The 16002-nt window shown below is 30.9% G+C and carries 13 protein-coding genes and 1 pseudogene; 2 read left to right on the top strand and 12 right to left on the bottom strand.

Translation table 11 applies throughout. The annotated features are described in order from the left end of the window. Window positions 1-187: 187 nt before the first annotated feature. The 11 genes from CLCHR_RS17310 to CLCHR_RS17360 all read right to left on the bottom strand — a co-directional run bounded on the left by CLCHR_RS17310 (window position 188) and on the right by CLCHR_RS17360 (window position 13938). Entirely contained in the window at window positions 188-700 is a 513-nt protein-coding gene (locus CLCHR_RS17310; RefSeq protein WP_079441111.1) for a PTS sugar transporter subunit IIA, read from the bottom strand. Between the two features lie 533 nt (window positions 701-1233). Continuing rightward, the gene (ascB, locus tag CLCHR_RS17315) at window positions 1234-2658 is read right to left on the bottom strand and encodes a 6-phospho-beta-glucosidase (protein ID WP_079441112.1); all 1425 of its coding nucleotides are present in this window, start codon (window positions 2656-2658) and stop codon (window positions 1234-1236) included. Further along, window positions 2651-4078 (bottom strand): PTS cellobiose/arbutin/salicin transporter subunit IIBC, encoded by a 1428-nt coding sequence (gene ascF / locus CLCHR_RS17320; RefSeq protein ID WP_079441113.1) that lies wholly within the window; start codon window positions 4076-4078, stop codon window positions 2651-2653. The genes ascB and ascF overlap by 8 nt, the downstream gene beginning before the upstream one ends. Before the next feature lie 366 nt (window positions 4079-4444). Next, on the bottom strand, window positions 4445-5188 hold the full coding sequence (locus tag CLCHR_RS17325; RefSeq protein WP_079441114.1) for a MurR/RpiR family transcriptional regulator: 744 nt from the start codon (window positions 5186-5188) through the stop codon (window positions 4445-4447). Between the two features lie 343 nt (window positions 5189-5531). Beyond that, on the bottom strand, window positions 5532-5897 hold the full coding sequence (locus CLCHR_RS17330; protein WP_079441115.1) for a rhodanese-like domain-containing protein: 366 nt from the start codon (window positions 5895-5897) through the stop codon (window positions 5532-5534). Window positions 5898-5900: 3 nt separating this feature from the next. Then, window positions 5901-6425 (bottom strand): MarR family winged helix-turn-helix transcriptional regulator, encoded by a 525-nt coding sequence (locus CLCHR_RS17335; protein ID WP_079441116.1) that lies wholly within the window; start codon window positions 6423-6425, stop codon window positions 5901-5903. 299 nt (window positions 6426-6724) lie between these two features. Beyond that, on the bottom strand, window positions 6725-8446 hold the full coding sequence (locus tag CLCHR_RS17340; RefSeq protein ID WP_079441125.1) for an RICIN domain-containing protein: 1722 nt from the start codon (window positions 8444-8446) through the stop codon (window positions 6725-6727). Between the two features lie 95 nt (window positions 8447-8541). After that, a complete protein-coding gene (locus CLCHR_RS17345) occupies window positions 8542-10749 on the bottom strand; it encodes an alpha-galactosidase (RefSeq protein ID WP_079441117.1) in 2208 nt (735 codons plus the stop codon). A gap of 40 nt (window positions 10750-10789) precedes the next feature. Then, window positions 10790-11629, bottom strand: coding sequence for a carbohydrate ABC transporter permease (locus CLCHR_RS17350; protein WP_079441118.1), 840 nt, complete (start codon window positions 11627-11629; stop codon window positions 10790-10792). 14 nt (window positions 11630-11643) lie between these two features. Continuing rightward, window positions 11644-12579, bottom strand: coding sequence for a carbohydrate ABC transporter permease (locus CLCHR_RS17355; RefSeq protein WP_079441119.1), 936 nt, complete (start codon window positions 12577-12579; stop codon window positions 11644-11646). A 66-nt stretch (window positions 12580-12645) separates the two neighbouring features. Continuing rightward, complete coding sequence (locus tag CLCHR_RS17360; RefSeq protein ID WP_079441120.1) at window positions 12646-13938, bottom strand: ABC transporter substrate-binding protein; 1293 nt, start codon at window positions 13936-13938, stop codon at window positions 12646-12648. A gap of 464 nt (window positions 13939-14402) precedes the next feature. Here CLCHR_RS17360 and CLCHR_RS17365 point away from each other — a divergent pair, with 464 nt between their 5' ends. Then, window positions 14403-15254: an AraC family transcriptional regulator gene (locus CLCHR_RS17365; RefSeq protein ID WP_079441121.1), complete on the top strand. Its 852-nt coding sequence runs from the start codon at window positions 14403-14405 to the stop codon at window positions 15252-15254. Window positions 15255-15278: 24 nt separating this feature from the next. Then, window positions 15279-15521, top strand: a pseudogene (locus CLCHR_RS17370) (manganese catalase family protein); the annotation flags it as partial. A gap of 153 nt (window positions 15522-15674) precedes the next feature. Here CLCHR_RS17370 and CLCHR_RS24895 read toward each other — a convergent pair. Continuing rightward, the gene (locus CLCHR_RS24895; RefSeq protein WP_169896838.1) at window positions 15675-15839 is read right to left on the bottom strand and encodes a hypothetical protein; all 165 of its coding nucleotides are present in this window, start codon (window positions 15837-15839) and stop codon (window positions 15675-15677) included. Window positions 15840-16002 lie beyond the last annotated feature (163 nt).

Consider the following 16002-nt stretch of genomic DNA (forward strand, 5'->3'; position numbering starts at 1 on the left):
GTGACAATAAAAACCCACGACCATCCGTAAGCGGCTATTTTAGCCGTATACAAATGATCGTGGGTTTCATAGTGAAAGCAAAGCGTGACCTTTAAAATCCACCAAAAAAATCTTATCTTGTTTTAATCCAAAATATATTACATATTAACAACTTTACTTATAAAATTAACCTCATTATTTATCAATCTTATAAAACTTTGATAAGCTTTTCTGATTTTTTTATATGACCTTGTGCAAGTACTTCTATATCTCTATATTGATCGGAGTTTGTTACAATTATTGCTGTAGTAGTCGCATATCCTGCCTTTTCAATTTCAGATATAGAAAATGTCATCAGTGATTGCCCACATTTTATTTTTTCTCCAACTTTCACTAATGGATTAAAGCCTTTTCCATTCATTTTAACTGTATCCATTCCTATATGAATTAGTAGTTCTATTCCATCACAGCTTTTTAATGCAATTGCATGTTTTGTTTCTGTAATCAAAAGAATTTCTCCATCAAAAGGTGCATATAATTTTCCATCGATCGGCTTCATTGCACATCCTTTTCCAAGCATTTCTTCTGAAAATACACCATCATTAATTTCTTTTAAAGGAATTACTTTGCCTTCCATTGGTGCATAAATAAAACCATTTTCCGTTTTTTCTATAATTGTTTCTTCTTGCTTTTTATTTATAAATTTTTGAAATATATTCATTATATCACTCCTTGTATTTTACTCTTATTTTTTAATCAACTAATCCCTCAGCTTAAATTTCTTATCTAAAAAGGGAATCTAAAATAATATATTAATTTTCAGATTCCCCTTTGTAAAAATACTTACATAAAGTATAACTTAATTATTTCATATACCGCCTAGCATTGGATCAACTGCATTTTTCTAATTTCTTGACTAATGATGCTTATAGATATCTAAATTAAATATTTAACTTATTAGATAAACATATTTACAAATTTGCTAAGACATTAAGCTGATATCTTAACTAGAAATTATAAACATTTTTGTGAAGAAAACATTTGAAAATGAGCTGTTAAAGGTTCTTAGTTTTAAGTTGTTCCAATTTAGCTTGTCATGCTGAAAGCAGGAGCATGCTGAATTGGGTACAACTTGCAGCTTAGAACCTTCAGCGATATTTTCATGGTTTTTCGGAATAAAAATGTTTATAATTTCGGTAAGTTATCGCATAAGTCTAAGTTACATGTTGTTTATCTATAACAATCATTACTTTTTTATATTAGACATTCACCGTTTGTTTCTATTACTTTTTTATACCAATAAAAAGATTTTTTTCTTTTCCTCTCTAAAGTTCCAGTTCCATCATCTTGTTTATCTACATATATAAATCCATATCTTTTACTCATCTCTCCAGTGGATGCTGCAACTAAATCGATACATCCCCAAGATGTATATCCTAATAGTTCAACGCCATCTTCCATGGCTTCTTTCATTTCCATGATATGCTGTCTAAGATAATCAATTCTATAATCATCATTTATTGATCCATCCTCTTCTATTGTATCTTTAGCACCTAGTCCATTTTCTACTATAAATAAAGGTTTTTCGTATCTATCATATAGAGTATTCATAGTTATTCTAAGTCCTAACGGATCAATAGCCCATCCCCATTCACTAACTTCTAAATGAGGATTTTTTATAGATTTAACAACATTAGCTTCAGTTTGATTTTCCATATCCTTAGATGCACATCTAGAAGCATAATAACTAAAAGATATAAAGTCTACTGTATTTTTTAATATATCCAGATCATTTTCTTCCATTACAATATTAACTTCTTTTTCTGCAAATACCCTCTTTGAATATGATGGATACTTACCTCTAGCCTGTACGTCTATGAAAAATAAATTTTCTCTATCCTTTGCATGAGCCATCCATACATCCCTTGGATCACATGAATACGGATAAAAATCTCCTCCTGCCAGCATACATCCAACTTTATTTTCTGGATTTTGTTCATGAGCTATTTTAGTTACTAAGGCACTTGCTACTAACATATGATGCGCTGCCTGGTACTTAACCTGATCTTTGTTTTCACCTTCCTTGAAATATAAACCTGCTCCCGAAAAAGGACTATGTATTAATATATTTATTTCATTAAATGTCAGCCAGTATTTAACTAAACCATCAAATTCCTCAAAGCAGCATCTTGCATACTTTTCAAAAAAGCCTATCATTTCTCTGCTCTTCCATGATCCGTATTTATTAACCAGTTCCATTGGAACATCAAAGTGACATAGTGTTACTAATGGCTCTATATTATATTTTTTACATTCTAAAAATAAATCTTTATAAAATTTAATCCCTGCTGCATTAGGTGTGCTATCATCTCCATTAGGGAATATTCTTGTCCATGCGATTGAAGTTCTAAAAACTTTGAATCCCATTTCAGCTAGCAGAGCAATATCTTCTTTGTAATGATGATAAAAATCAATTGATTCATGACTTGGATAAAATTCATCATCTTTCAAAGTCAAATCTTCTTCTAACCCTAATTTCACTTTCATTCTGTTTATTCCATGTGGTATAACATCTACAGTGCTTAAACCTTTTCCATCTTCTCTATAAGCACCTTCAGCCTGATTTGCTGCAATAGCTCCACCCCATAGAAATTCTTCTGGAAAACTGTATTTACTCATTATCTGCCCCCATTATTTCCATATTATCTTCTGCTGGAATATCTTCAAATCCAAATATTAGAGTTAATACGAATGATAATACGACTGCCAGTATCATTATTCCAATTATCCAAATAAGGCTTGATGGATTTTGTGGATCAAAAAACTGAACACTTGTGAACAAACCTGGTGCAGCCATAGATCTACTTGCAAGTCCTGCTATCCCTGCTACGGCACCACATACACCACCTGATATTAATGATGCTATCATAGGTCTTTTAAATCTTAATGCAATCCCATACAGCGATGGTTCTGAGATTCCCGCAATGATTGCAGAAGAAGCAGCTGCAATTGCAGTTTGTCTCAATTCTTTATTCTTAGTTTTAAAAGCAACAGCTAAGGCTGCTCCTCCTAATGAAAGGTTCGCACCTATTTCTGAAGGCATTACCATTCCTTCCATTCCTGTTTCTGCTATAGTTGTTAATATAGTTGGAGTAAATACTCTATGCATACCAGTCATAACAAGTAGTGGCCATAAAGCTCCCATTATTGCTACTGATACCCATCCTAATTTGCTGTGAACAAAATAAACTAAACCTGATATTGCTGTACCAATCCATATACCTAAAGGTCCTATAAGTCCAATTGCTATTGGAGCTGCAATCAATACTATAATCGCTGGTTTTAAGAAATTTTTAGTTACTTCTGGTGTTATCTTATCTACAAATCTTTCAATATATGATAATATCCAAGTCATACAAAGTGCTGGTATTACCGTATACGTATACTTAACGGATGCAATAGGAATAAATGCTAAAGTTACAGCCTTACCTTCTGATGCGCTTACCATTAGTTTCATAAAATCTGGATGTACCATAAGTCCTGCTATTGCAATAGCTAAATAAGTATTAGTTTTAAATTTCTTCGATGCTGATACTGCCACCATAATTGGAAGGAAATAAAATGCTGCATCTCCCATAGCATTTAGTAATGTATATGTAGTACTGTCTGCTGGTAGTACTTTTAACATAGATAAAATCATTACTACTAACTTTACCATTGAACCACCAATAATTGCTGGTATCAATGGTGACATTGTACTTACTAATGCATCCAATATATTAGTTCCAACTTTTTTGATAGTTAGCTTTTCTTTTTTTATCCCTTTTGCAATGTCACTTTGATCTCCAAAGTTTCCTAATTTTAAAACTTCCTTATAAACATAAGATACATTATTTCCAATAATAACTTGATGTTGTCCACCTTGGTTGACATATCCCATTACCCCATTAATTTTTTTTATCTCATCTACATTTACTTTTGAGTCATCCTTTAAACAAACTCTTAAACGAGTCATACAATGAGTTACACTCTCAATATTTGAGATATCGCCCAAATTTTTTACAATCGTTTTCGCAATTAACGCATAATCCTTTGCCATTTTATTACCTCACTTATATTTATTATTTTCGAATAGCTATTGAATTTATACTAATCTTAATTGAAAACGCGAATTTTGTCACCATGTAAACCATTATAAAAAACATGTCTGTTTTTAAATAATTTGTTATTTTTAAAAAACAAAATGTTTTTTTAGAAATCAAAATCCAAATATGTTCTTGACATCTAATATATTTAAGGAATTGTAATTAACAAACAAAAAGTTACATGTTTTCTATGCAGCATCTTTGGTCTATTATTTTCTTTCTTGTGCCTAAAAAGAAAATAAGCTTTATCAACTTGAGTTACAAACTTCAAATTAATAAAGCTCTATGTATAATACTTTTATTTTTTTATGTATAGCTATTTACTCATCTTGTATAGATTCTTCTCGACAATTTTGCAATTTTCTTCCAATCCTTTCTATTATACTGATTATTGGAATTTGAGTGGTAATATCATATATTCCTACTTTAACATATGGCACATAATATGGGATATTATAATCAGACATTTTCGCTATAGTGGAATTTTCAGTGTTAGTAATACTAACAATACAGCAATTATCTTTTTTAAATCTATTTATATGACCTATAATATCTTTTGATTCTCCAGACACAGAACATACTATCACAACTGAATTTTCATAAAATTTACCTGTAGTTGGGTAATACGGATCATCAATGCATAAACTAAATTGTCCAACACTTGATAGATATCGTGCTCCATATCTTGCTACAATTCCTGACATACTGCTTCCTATAAAAATTGTTCTCTTTGCTTTTAATATAGCTTTCACTATATCCTCTATCTTTTCATTATATTCTTCAGTATTGGTTTTCTTAAAAAAATCAATTATTTCTGTATTATCTTCACTTACTTTTGTAATTTCTTTTTCTTCTATAAATAATTTAAATTTTAGTTTAAATTCTGAATAACCACTACAACCCATTTTTTTGCAGAAATTTAATATGGTTGTAGTTGATACATGAGATTCAACTGCTAATTCCCTTATTTTCATATATCGGACCTTATCTTTATTATCCATAATATAATTATAAACAGAAATTTCTAAATCATTAAGACTTTTGATTTGACTATAACTGAACATCTAATACTTCCTTCCATTGGACTATTGCCTCTATATTATATCAACTATGAACTTTATTAATTCGATTTTCAGCTTGATCCATTTATTTCATAATTCACTACATTTTTTCTATTAATTTATATCATCTTTATATACTTATATAATATCATATTAACATTTCAATAAACCACAAAAATCTATGAACTTTTCACCCTTAATAGGCACAAAAATAAAAGCCAGGGATTTTGTTTTTATTGTCTACTTTTTGGGGTAAAGTTCAATAGAATGTGGTTTTCAAAACATAAAAAAAGAACAACTAACTTTTGTTAATTGCTCTTTCTAAATAAATTAAAATTCTTCATTCTTATTCCAATGTTTCAATAGGAAGGTTCATTCCTCTCCAACCCTCAAGCGCTCCTGCAAGCTCATAAGCCTCAAAACCTTCTGATAATAAAATAAGTAATGCTGTTTTTCCAAGCGTGGTACCACCAGTCCAGTCATATACAACATAAGTTTTGCTTTTATCTAATTCATCTAAATGGTTTCCTAATTCTTTTGCAGGCATTGCAATAGCACCTTTTATTTGGACTTGTTTTACCTGTGCCGGAGCATTACGAACGTCTAATATGACATATGGCGAATCTTCTTTTCCAATGTTTTCTAACACAGTAAAATGATTTATATATAAGCTAAGGTATGTTTCTAATAATTCGATTTTTTTTGTTTGCATCTTTTATTCCTCCATTTTTTGGGTATATTTCTGAGTGCTATCATTAATTTTTTTTAATAAATTTGAGAATTGCTGAATTTCTTCACTAGACAGGCTACCCAGCAAATTGTTAACGATGCTAAAGTTTTCAGGTAAAAATTTCTCTAAAACATAATTTCCTGTTTCAGTAAGTTGGACAGATAATGAACGTTTATCTGCAGTGGAAGTACTTTTTAAAATTAAACCCTTCATCTCCATTGCTTTTAATAATTTGCTGACTGTTGCACGAGTTGCTCCCAATTTCTCAGAAATAACTGAAGGCAACAATGTTTGGTTTGGAGCATGATATAAAAACATCAAAATAATAAATCTTGATTCACTTAAATCATGCTTATCAAGGGCATAATCATATTGTTTTTGCATATTACGATATGTCCATTGAAAATCAATGAATAATTTGACAATATCTGAATTTAATTCCGAATAGACATCTTTCATCAACTGTAAACGCTGATTATCAGGACGATCAATAAAAGTAAAGTTATCCATAAATAATCTCCTTTATAATAGTTAGCCAGCTAACTATATAAATACTAACATAGTACATTTTGAATGTCAATTTAAAAGATTACTAATAAACGACTATAATAACTTATTTTAAACTTTCTCTTTATTCTAAAAAACATAAAAAAATACCGTTAATATTTCATTTAATTAAAATATTAGCGGTATTTTTTATTATATCATTATCCCAAAATAGTAAAAAAAGCATGTTTTAAAATAAAACACCTCCAAATGTTATATTTTATTGTAACATTTGGAGGTGCACTTAAATATTTATTTCTGAATTACGAAGTTACAATCTGCCACTGTTGGTTGTAACCACCAGTACTAATCCACTGCAAAACATTGGCACCGTCTGCTGTTGACTTATTATCTACATCCAAAAGTTTACCGCTGTTTACATTTACTAGATTGTAATATCCATTTCCTAAATCTACAATATTCCATAACTGATTTTTCTGTCCATTATCAGTCCACTGTATGACGTCAGCTCCGTTTTCTGTTGAAGTATTGTAAACATCCAACGCCTTTTTACTATTAACATTTATAAGTTTATACCCATTGCCCATGTTTGTAATAATCCATTTTTGATTATTGCCGCTGCCAGTGCTCCACTGTATAACATCTGCACCATCTGCTGTTGAACTATTGTAAACATCTAAAGCCTTTCCACTTTCACGGTTGATCAACTTATATGTTCCTCCAGACACAATACCAGAAGTTGCTGGAGTAACATAGATACGATATCCTGAACTATTGTTGCAACCTGTTAATGGTACTGTAATTTGTCCATTCACAACTGGATAATTAGATGTTGAGATTGTTGATGGCCCAGAGGATACAGTATCCTTGCTTACCCAATCAATTTTCTCTACCTTAACTGATGCTGTGGATCCGATAAAGGATGGAATGTTTTTAAATGTTGTACTTATAGTACCGTCATTTGGTCCTCCAAAAATAAAACTTATGAACTTGCTATTGGAATCAACACATGCAGCTCCATCTACAAGATTACTGTCATCATTTGGAGGTGTTACATTAACCATTTTTCCAGACATATCTCCGTACCATTTATAGAAATACCAGCCTGCACCCTTTTGCGTGTCAGTAGCAAGAAGACTTCCTAATCTACCTGGAGTCGGAACAAACCACCAAGTTATACATGCACTTTCAACCTTATAACGCTCAAATTTCCCTATAAAACGTGCTGATGATCCTGGCTGCCCTTCAAGGTTATGATCAGCATCACAATATTCGTTTATACTAATTGGTAACGCGCTTATCCCCAAGGAATTTTCCAATTGTCTATAATCTCTTAAATTCGGTGATACTCCTGCTATTCCACTAAGCTCATGCCAGCTAATTATATCAGGAAGACAATTGTTTGTTTTACAGAAACTTAAGAAGCTGCTCAATCTAGTGCGATTATAATAGCTGTAGCAAGGGCCTATGATTTTAGCCCCTGGATCATTTGCACGAATAGCATTGTAAGTCTGCTTCCACATATCATTGAAATCTCCGTTAGCAGTATTCCAAGTACCATCAGGTTCATTCCAGATTTCATAACCATAATAATTGTTACGACCGGATGCTTTCTTATCAGCGATAAATGAATTCACCTGATTAAGCCAGCTTGTCATACCTGGCCATTGGTATGGCCAGCCTGGAAGCATATCTGCCAGATCAATTGACACCTTAGCACTTTGAACTGAGGCAAGTTTTTCCGAAACAGGTATAGCAGCACCAAAGCTATGCTGGTTTCCAGATCCACCTCGGGACGGATTTCTCATTACATATGGTTTAAGTGGAGCTACGAGACCATTAACATCCGCCGGTTTAGTTTCAGTGATTCCATAAAGTGAACCACTTGCACAATGTGTTGCATCTCTGAGTACATTTGTACAATCTACAGTCATAGAGTTGCCTGTCGCTGCTGATATTTTTGAAGCTGGAGCCATTGCTAGCATCATACATAAACATAATGCTGTTACTAAAACTTTTTTCATATACATAACCTCCTGAATTTCTTTAATTTTTTCTAAATTGTAAGATTTACTTAATTTTGAAATCATACTGTATCTCCTTTGATTTCAAAGGAGATCTATGCTTCTTTTAAATAATATAAAACTGATGTAAAGTCTCCATCCTTGCTGCAAAAATCTTCTTGTTTTACTGGAATTCCAGCATACATTAATTCGTCACCAAAAAATACATTCTGTTTATTATCATTAATATTGTATTTCTTATTTGAATCTAACCCGTGCAATTTAATTCTCTTAAAACCGTCATTTGCCGTATTTAATATTTTATAATATCCGACTAATGCCTCGCATTTATCTTCTGATACAACCATCCAAGAATTTATATTATTTTCAAGAGGGCTTACTAGTCTATAAAAAGTCCCTTTTTGTATTAGTTCTCTTTTTTCTTTCATAAATTCAACTTGTTTTTTTACTAATGCTCTTTCTTTCTTGGATAAATTATTTAAATCTAGTTCATATCCAAAAGCTCCAAAGTATGCTACATTTGCTCTAGTTTCAAGAGGGGTTGTTCTAATCACCTGTTGATTTGGTACCTCTGATACATGGGCTCCCATACTGCTTATAGGATATACAAATGATGTTCCATATTGTATTTTCATTCTTTCAACTGCATCTGTATTATCACTTGTCCATCCTTGTGGAGCATAATAAAGTATTCCAGGATCAAATCTTGCACCACCACTTGAACATGATTCAAATAAAATATATGGAAATTCAGATGTTAATTTTTCATATAATGAATATACATTCAAGACATATTCGTGCATTACCTTTCCTTGATTTTCTGCCGTTTTAGCTACGCTGTAGCATTCAGTCATATATCTATTCATATCCCATTTTACATAGGATATTGAAGCTTCGCGTAATACTTTTGACATAGCTTCATATATATAATCAACTACTTCTTTTCTAGAAAAATCTAATATATATTGATTTCTACAATGAGATGCTGATCTGTTTGGTGTATGAATAATCCAATCAGGATGATTTCTATATAAATTACTATCTTTATTAACCATCTCAGGCTCAAACCAAAGGCCAAATTTCATTCCCATTTCTTCTATTTTCTTAGAAAGTCCAACTATTCCATCTGGAAGTTTCTTAGTATTTACGTACCAATCTCCAAGACCTGCCTTATCATTATTACGTTCTCCAAACCAACCGTCATCTAATACAAATAATTCTATTCCAAGATCTTTTGCAGTTTTAGCAATATTAAGTATTATTTCTTCATTAAAATCAAAGGTTGTAGCTTCCCAGTTATTTATCAATATTGGACGTGATTTATCTCTCCAATATCCCCTAGCTAATCTAGTTCTATATAATTTATGATAAGCTTTGCTCATTCCATTTAATCCCTCATCAGAATAAGCCATTACAACTTCTGGAGTTTGAAAGCTTTCATTTTCATGTAATATCCATTCAAACATATTTGGATGAATTCCTAGCATAATTCTCGATGTGCTATGAGTATCTACCAGTACTTCACCTAAAAAATTACCACTGTAAACTAAGCTAAATCCATAAACTTCACCTTGAAATTCAGTTGTATATGGCCTTTTTAATGCTATAAAGGGATTGTGTTCTGCACTACTTGTACCTCTTAAGCTATAAATTGATTGGATTCCTTGTTCTAGTTTTTTAGTTTTTACATGCCTTTCCCTACTCCACGCACCTGCTAAATGTACCATTTCATAATCATAGTCTGGCAAATCTAAACTGCAGCTCATTGCTTTTGTTAAAATAATTTCTTCTTTCCCCTCATGCAGAAATTTTGCGTTTCTTGTTATGATAGGCAGCGCCTCATAAATAGTATAACTTAGCAATAATCTTGTTTTTATCAGCTTATCGTACAATATTATTTCTAAGGTTTGCGCTTCAATTTCATTTTCTACGTAGGTTGCTGGAAGTTTTTCTAATTTCTTTTTACCTTTAAAAATGTTATAAGCCTCAAATTCAAAATTAGTTATCCTGCTTCCATTTCTCTGCTTTATTTCAAATGCAGGATATCTAAAATCTGTTGTTCCATAAGAGGGATATTCTTGTCTTGTATGTTGCAACGAAAAGTTCGTATCATCTTCAAATACATATGCTGCTAAGGGGCGCATGCCTCCTTCAAAAAGATATGAAAAAGATTCTTTGTGATGGATTCGTTTCCCATAATATAAATTTCCCAATTGATTATTGTCCAATATTTTTATGATATAGCTGATGCTGCTATTATATAAATGAAATTCTTTAGATTTTTTATTAAATTTTATTGCCATATTACTTCCTCCTATGCATTTCTATTAATTATTTTTTAAACTACAGTTTTCCTCCGGAAGTTGCAATACCTTCTATGAATTGCTTTTGGAATACAATATATATTGCAAGCATTGGCCAAATAGCGAGCACTGAAGCTGCCATAAGCTGTGGATAATTAACTGAATATGCACTTTGAATTTTTGCAAGTGCTGATGATAAAGTTGCTGAATCAGCACTTGAATTAACAATTAGAGGCCACATTAAATCTTTAAATGCAAATAATGCTGTAAATATCCCAAGTGCCACCAAACCTGATTTTGTTAGAGGTAACATTACTTTCAAAAAAGTTTGTCCTATATTGCATCCATCTAATCTTGCTGATTCTTCTAATTCCTTTGGAAGTCCCATAAAAAATTGCCTTAATAAAAATGTACCAAATGCACTTACAAGTCCAGGGAAAAGAAGTGCAAATATTGTATTTCTCATTCCAATTTTATCTACCATTAAATATTGTGGAATTATGAAAAGTTGAACTGGAACCATCATTTGAAATAATACTATTCCAAATAAAAAGTCTTTTCCTGGAAATTTCAATCTTGCAAAAGCATAAGCCGCCATAGCACTAAATGATACAGAACAAACTATTCTTAAAATCATCATTGCAAATGTATTAAAATATAATGTAATGAAACTATTTTGTCTTATTGCCTCTAAGTAATTCTCAATCTTCCACTCTGCTGGAAAAAATATAAATGGATTCATTGAAGTAGATTCTGAAACAGTTTTAAAGGATGTAAGCAGCATCCAAGCAAATGGTAATATCATAAATACTACTCCAAGAATTAAAAATAAATGTATAAATAACTTTGAAGAATTTTTTTTATTTTTTATACTAGTCATAATGATCCTCCTTTCTACATGTAATTAACCCATTTCTTTTGAACTTTCATTTGGAACACTGTAATCATCATAATAATAACAAGAAGTAACATTACAATAGCTGAGCCATAGCCTTTATCTGCATATTTAAATGAACTGTTATAGAATAAGTAAACTAATGAAACTGTTTTATCATATGCAGGGCTGGTTACATCTATCATCATATAAATCACATCGAATACCTGCATTGCTTGAATTATGCTTGTGACAACAACGAAAAATAGCGTCGGCGATACTAGTGGTAATGTAATATTAAAAAATTGTCTCACTGGTTTAGCACCATCAATACTAGAAGCTTCATAATAATCCCTAGGTATTTCTTGAAGTCCTGCAATAAGTAATACCATACTGTAACCAACTGTACTCCATATTCCTATAATTGCTATAGAATAGAGAGCTATGTTAGGATCATCAATCCAATTTACAGGACCAATTCCAATTTTAGATAACATATAATTAATAAGTCCGAATTGATCGTTATATAACCATTTCCAAACCATAGTTACTGCCGCTGGAGCTGCAACCATTGGAATAAAATATATTGTTCTATACATACCTTTTCCTTTAATTTTAGAATTTAATAATACAGCTAAAATCATTGCAATAATTACTGTCATTGGAACAACTATAACTGTGTATGTCAAAGTATTGCCTACTGAATGCCATACTTGAGCATCTCCAAACATCTTTTTATAGTTACTTAAACCAACAAATATATTTCCTTTCCCAAAATCACCACTCTTAAAGAAACTTAGATACAATGTTTCAATAATTGGAATAATATTTAAGATTATAAGTCCAATAATGGTAGGAGCAACTAAAGCATATCCCCATTTCCATTCATTTACGGTTTGTTTAGATGGCTTTTTCGTATTTATTTTTGTATTTTGTGCTGTTATTTCTTTTACCATAAATTCATCTCCTATAAAGATATTTTAAAAATTACGGCAACATGTATTTGTCGCCGTAATTAACTCTTATTTTTCTTCTTTTAAGCAATCATTCATCATTTTGGCTGTCTCTTTACATGCATCTTCTACTGTCTTCTCTCCAGTAAATGAACCTTTTAATAATTCATAAGCTTTATCTTCCCATTTTGCAGTAGTATTAGAATATGGTCTTATTTGTGCATATTTAACCATATCAATAAAGCATTTAATATTAAATGTTTTATTAGAATTTACCCATGCATCTGCAGTTCCATTGTATGCTGAAATTGCAACTCCAAGCTCAGCTTGTTTTGTTTGCCCTTCTTTTGAACTTAAATATTCAACCCATTTCCAAGCTTCATCTGGATGTTTTGTATTAGCTGAAATTGCATTTCCAAGTCCATTAAATATACTAGCTCTCTTTCCATCATTTGCTGAAGGTAATACTGCAACATTGCAATTTTTAGACATATAATCATTTGATGCAAATCCACTTAAATTCCACGAACCAAATAATCCCATTGCACATAATCCATTTTGCATTGCTTGTCCACGTGCTGCATCATCAAAAATCTTAGGTGATAAACCATCGTTAACAAATTTAACATAGTATTTCATTGCTTCTATTGTTTTAGGATTATCATATCCTGATTCTTTTTTATCAGTTATGATTGTTCCACCATTTTGATATACAAAATTATAATATCCTTCTTGATTATGAAGTGGTGCTAAGAAACCATACTGCTTACCATCACCAGTTGTTAATTTTTTAGCTGCTTCATATAGTTTGTCCCAATTCCATGTTTCATCTGGATATGAAATTCCTGCTTTATCAAACATTGTTTTATTATACCAAAGGCCTATTGTATCGTAATCTTTTGGAACTGCATATTGTTTATTATTTTGATTGTATATTTTTACTAATCCTTCTGGATAATTTGATAATTTTACTTCATTACTCTTATTAATCTTATCAGTCAAATCCATAAGCATGTTGTTAGATGCATATTTATAAATTTCATTTGAATGCATCCAGAAAGTATCTGGAAGAGATCCTCCTGTTGCTGCCGCTTCAAGCATTGTCCAATAATCAGCCCACCCTACAACTTGTAAATCAATTTTTATACCAGAGTTTTTTGATTCAAATTCATCTGCCATTTTTCTAATACCCTTTTCTTGATTTGAATCCCAAAGAGCATAAGTAATGTGTACATCTCCCCCACTAGATGCTTTAGATGCATCTTGTCCACTAGTTGCTGCTGTATTTGAGTTGCCGCATCCAACTAAACCTGTAACAGCCATCATACTAGTTAATAATAAAGAAATAATTCTCTTTTTCATTAATAATTCCCTCCTATTTGTATAAAATCAAATTTGAAAGCATGACTTTATATTTAATATATAGCTTATTACACTAATATTAAAAATCTAATTTTACGTTTTTCATTTCACCTAATGTCACTATATCTTTTAATTAACAACAATTTTGTAATGCTTTACAAAATAACCAAAAACTATTAATATAGAATTAGTATATTATTTTTATTATTGAATTTTTTAAGCTTTGCTTTTCAAGCTTATTATGTTTATTGACCTTAATGTTCATATATAACCATTTCCTTCCTTTCCATGATTAAATTCTAACATTTAAATGAAAACAAATACATAGAATATAAAAGTTTAAAATATACACTTTTGCTATATTATTCAATCATTGTTCAATAATGGACGCAAAAGTATATATTCTACCTTATATTAAGAAAATATATTCTCTATAAATTTTGCCAAAAGGTGGTATAAAACTTATGTCTGATTTTAAAAGCTATATATTTAACAATATTAATTATGTTGATATTATTCTTTACCAATTTGGTTCAGAACGCTGTGATTCTCTACATTCTTTTGGACCAACTGTTAAAAATCATTATCTTTTTCATTATGTTTTATCTGGAAAAGGGAAACTTTACTCAATTAATGATCGAACTAATAAAACCTCCACCTATACCATAAAGGCAGGCGAAGGTTTTTTATTAACTCCTAACATAATAAATACCTACGAGGCAGATAAAGATGACCCATGGAACTATATATGGATAGAATTTGAAGGCTTAAAAGCTGAACGATACTTAACCGAAATAGGAATATCAGGAAAAAATCCCGTATATATACCAAAAGAATACAATTCCGAGAACTCTATTATAGATAATTTTAGATTTTTGCTAGATAATCCAAGTGCACCAGATTCAGCTATACTTGGACATACTTATCTGCTTTTTTATGCCCTCTTAGAAAATTCTGCTTCTAACAATATGAATAAAGCTGCTACCCTTCAAGAATTCTATGTTAGAGAAGCTATAAATTATATTGAAAAAAACTATGACAATAACATTTCTGTTGAAGATATTGCAAAATGGTGCAACTTAGACAGAAGTTACTTCGGAAAAATATTCAAAAGCTCTATGAAGACCACACCTCAAGAATTTTTAATAAAATATAGGCTGTCCAAAGCCTGTGAAATGCTTAAATGCAATAATGCATCAATTAAAGAAATTGCTGAACTCACAGGATATCCAAACCAATTTTATTTTTCCAGAGCTTTTAAAGAGGTCTATGCTATGTCTCCACGGAAATGGAGAAATGAAAATAAATCATTCTAAATGTACATTTATCGTCATTTACTGGCACAAGCAAATCCATGGACAGCAGCTTATATACAAGCAAAAGGCGATGTGATTGCAGATTTACATGAAGATTTAGCAGCTGAACAAAAAGCTAGAGCAACTTATGAATGGTTAATTAATTTAACTGATGAACCACAAATCAAAGAAATTTTAAAATTCTTAAGAGAAAGAGAAGTAGTTCATTACCAAAGATTCGGTGAATGCTTAGAGCATGTTCAAGATGTTGTGTGCATAAAAAAATAAATACTATTTATTATATAACCAAATTATATAATAAAAGACTGCCCTAAAATCAATAAATTTTAGGGCAGTTCTTATATATTTTTTCTTTGAAATTATATTTCAAAGGATTCATTCTAATTCATATTGTCAGTTTTTTCAGTTTTTTGCTTGACCTTAGCTAAGTTGCTTCTCTAATTGTTCTAAATCTCTTATAACCATATTTATTACTTCTATTTTTGATTTAGCATATTCATTTTTGGGCAACCATTTTAGTCCGCTTTCTAAGCATTCCTTAGTACTTCTATATTCTTGTAATAATTGTGTTACATTCTCGACCATACCCTACACTTTCCTCTCTTTATGTCTTGCACTATGCAATTTTTATATATTTCTAAAATCGAATCTTTTCTATTATTACCTCCTTAACTAAAATTATACTTAAGTTTTTAACTGCATATAAATATATATAACTATTTATCTATATTATACCATATATTGCTTA

The sequence above is a fragment of the Clostridium chromiireducens genome (assembly GCF_002029255.1).
Taxonomy (GTDB): Bacteria; Bacillota; Clostridia; order Clostridiales; family Clostridiaceae; genus Clostridium; species Clostridium chromiireducens.

Bases quoted from the DNA above. Each gene is read 5' to 3' on its own strand.
- CLCHR_RS17310 (WP_079441111.1), bottom strand. From the start codon at position 700: ATGAATATATTTCAAAAATTTATAAATAAAAAGCAAGAAGAAACAATT.
- ascB (WP_079441112.1), bottom strand. From the start codon at position 2,658: ATGAGTAAATACAGTTTTCCAGAAGAATTTCTATGGGGTGGAGCTATT.
- ascF (WP_079441113.1), bottom strand. From the start codon at position 4,078: ATGGCAAAGGATTATGCGTTAATTGCGAAAACGATTGTAAAAAATTTG.
- CLCHR_RS17325 (WP_079441114.1), bottom strand. From the start codon at position 5,188: ATGTTCAGTTATAGTCAAATCAAAAGTCTTAATGATTTAGAAATTTCT.
- CLCHR_RS17330 (WP_079441115.1), bottom strand. From the start codon at position 5,897: ATGCAAACAAAAAAAATCGAATTATTAGAAACATACCTTAGCTTATAT.
- CLCHR_RS17335 (WP_079441116.1), bottom strand. From the start codon at position 6,425: ATGGATAACTTTACTTTTATTGATCGTCCTGATAATCAGCGTTTACAG.
- CLCHR_RS17340 (WP_079441125.1), bottom strand. From the start codon at position 8,446: ATGAAAAAAGTTTTAGTAACAGCATTATGTTTATGTATGATGCTAGCA.
- CLCHR_RS17345 (WP_079441117.1), bottom strand. From the start codon at position 10,749: ATGGCAATAAAATTTAATAAAAAATCTAAAGAATTTCATTTATATAAT.
- CLCHR_RS17350 (WP_079441118.1), bottom strand. From the start codon at position 11,629: ATGACTAGTATAAAAAATAAAAAAAATTCTTCAAAGTTATTTATACAT.
- CLCHR_RS17355 (WP_079441119.1), bottom strand. From the start codon at position 12,579: ATGGTAAAAGAAATAACAGCACAAAATACAAAAATAAATACGAAAAAG.
- CLCHR_RS17360 (WP_079441120.1), bottom strand. From the start codon at position 13,938: ATGAAAAAGAGAATTATTTCTTTATTATTAACTAGTATGATGGCTGTT.
- CLCHR_RS17365 (WP_079441121.1), top strand. From the start codon at position 14,403: ATGTCTGATTTTAAAAGCTATATATTTAACAATATTAATTATGTTGAT.
- CLCHR_RS24895 (WP_169896838.1), bottom strand. From the start codon at position 15,839: ATGGTCGAGAATGTAACACAATTATTACAAGAATATAGAAGTACTAAG.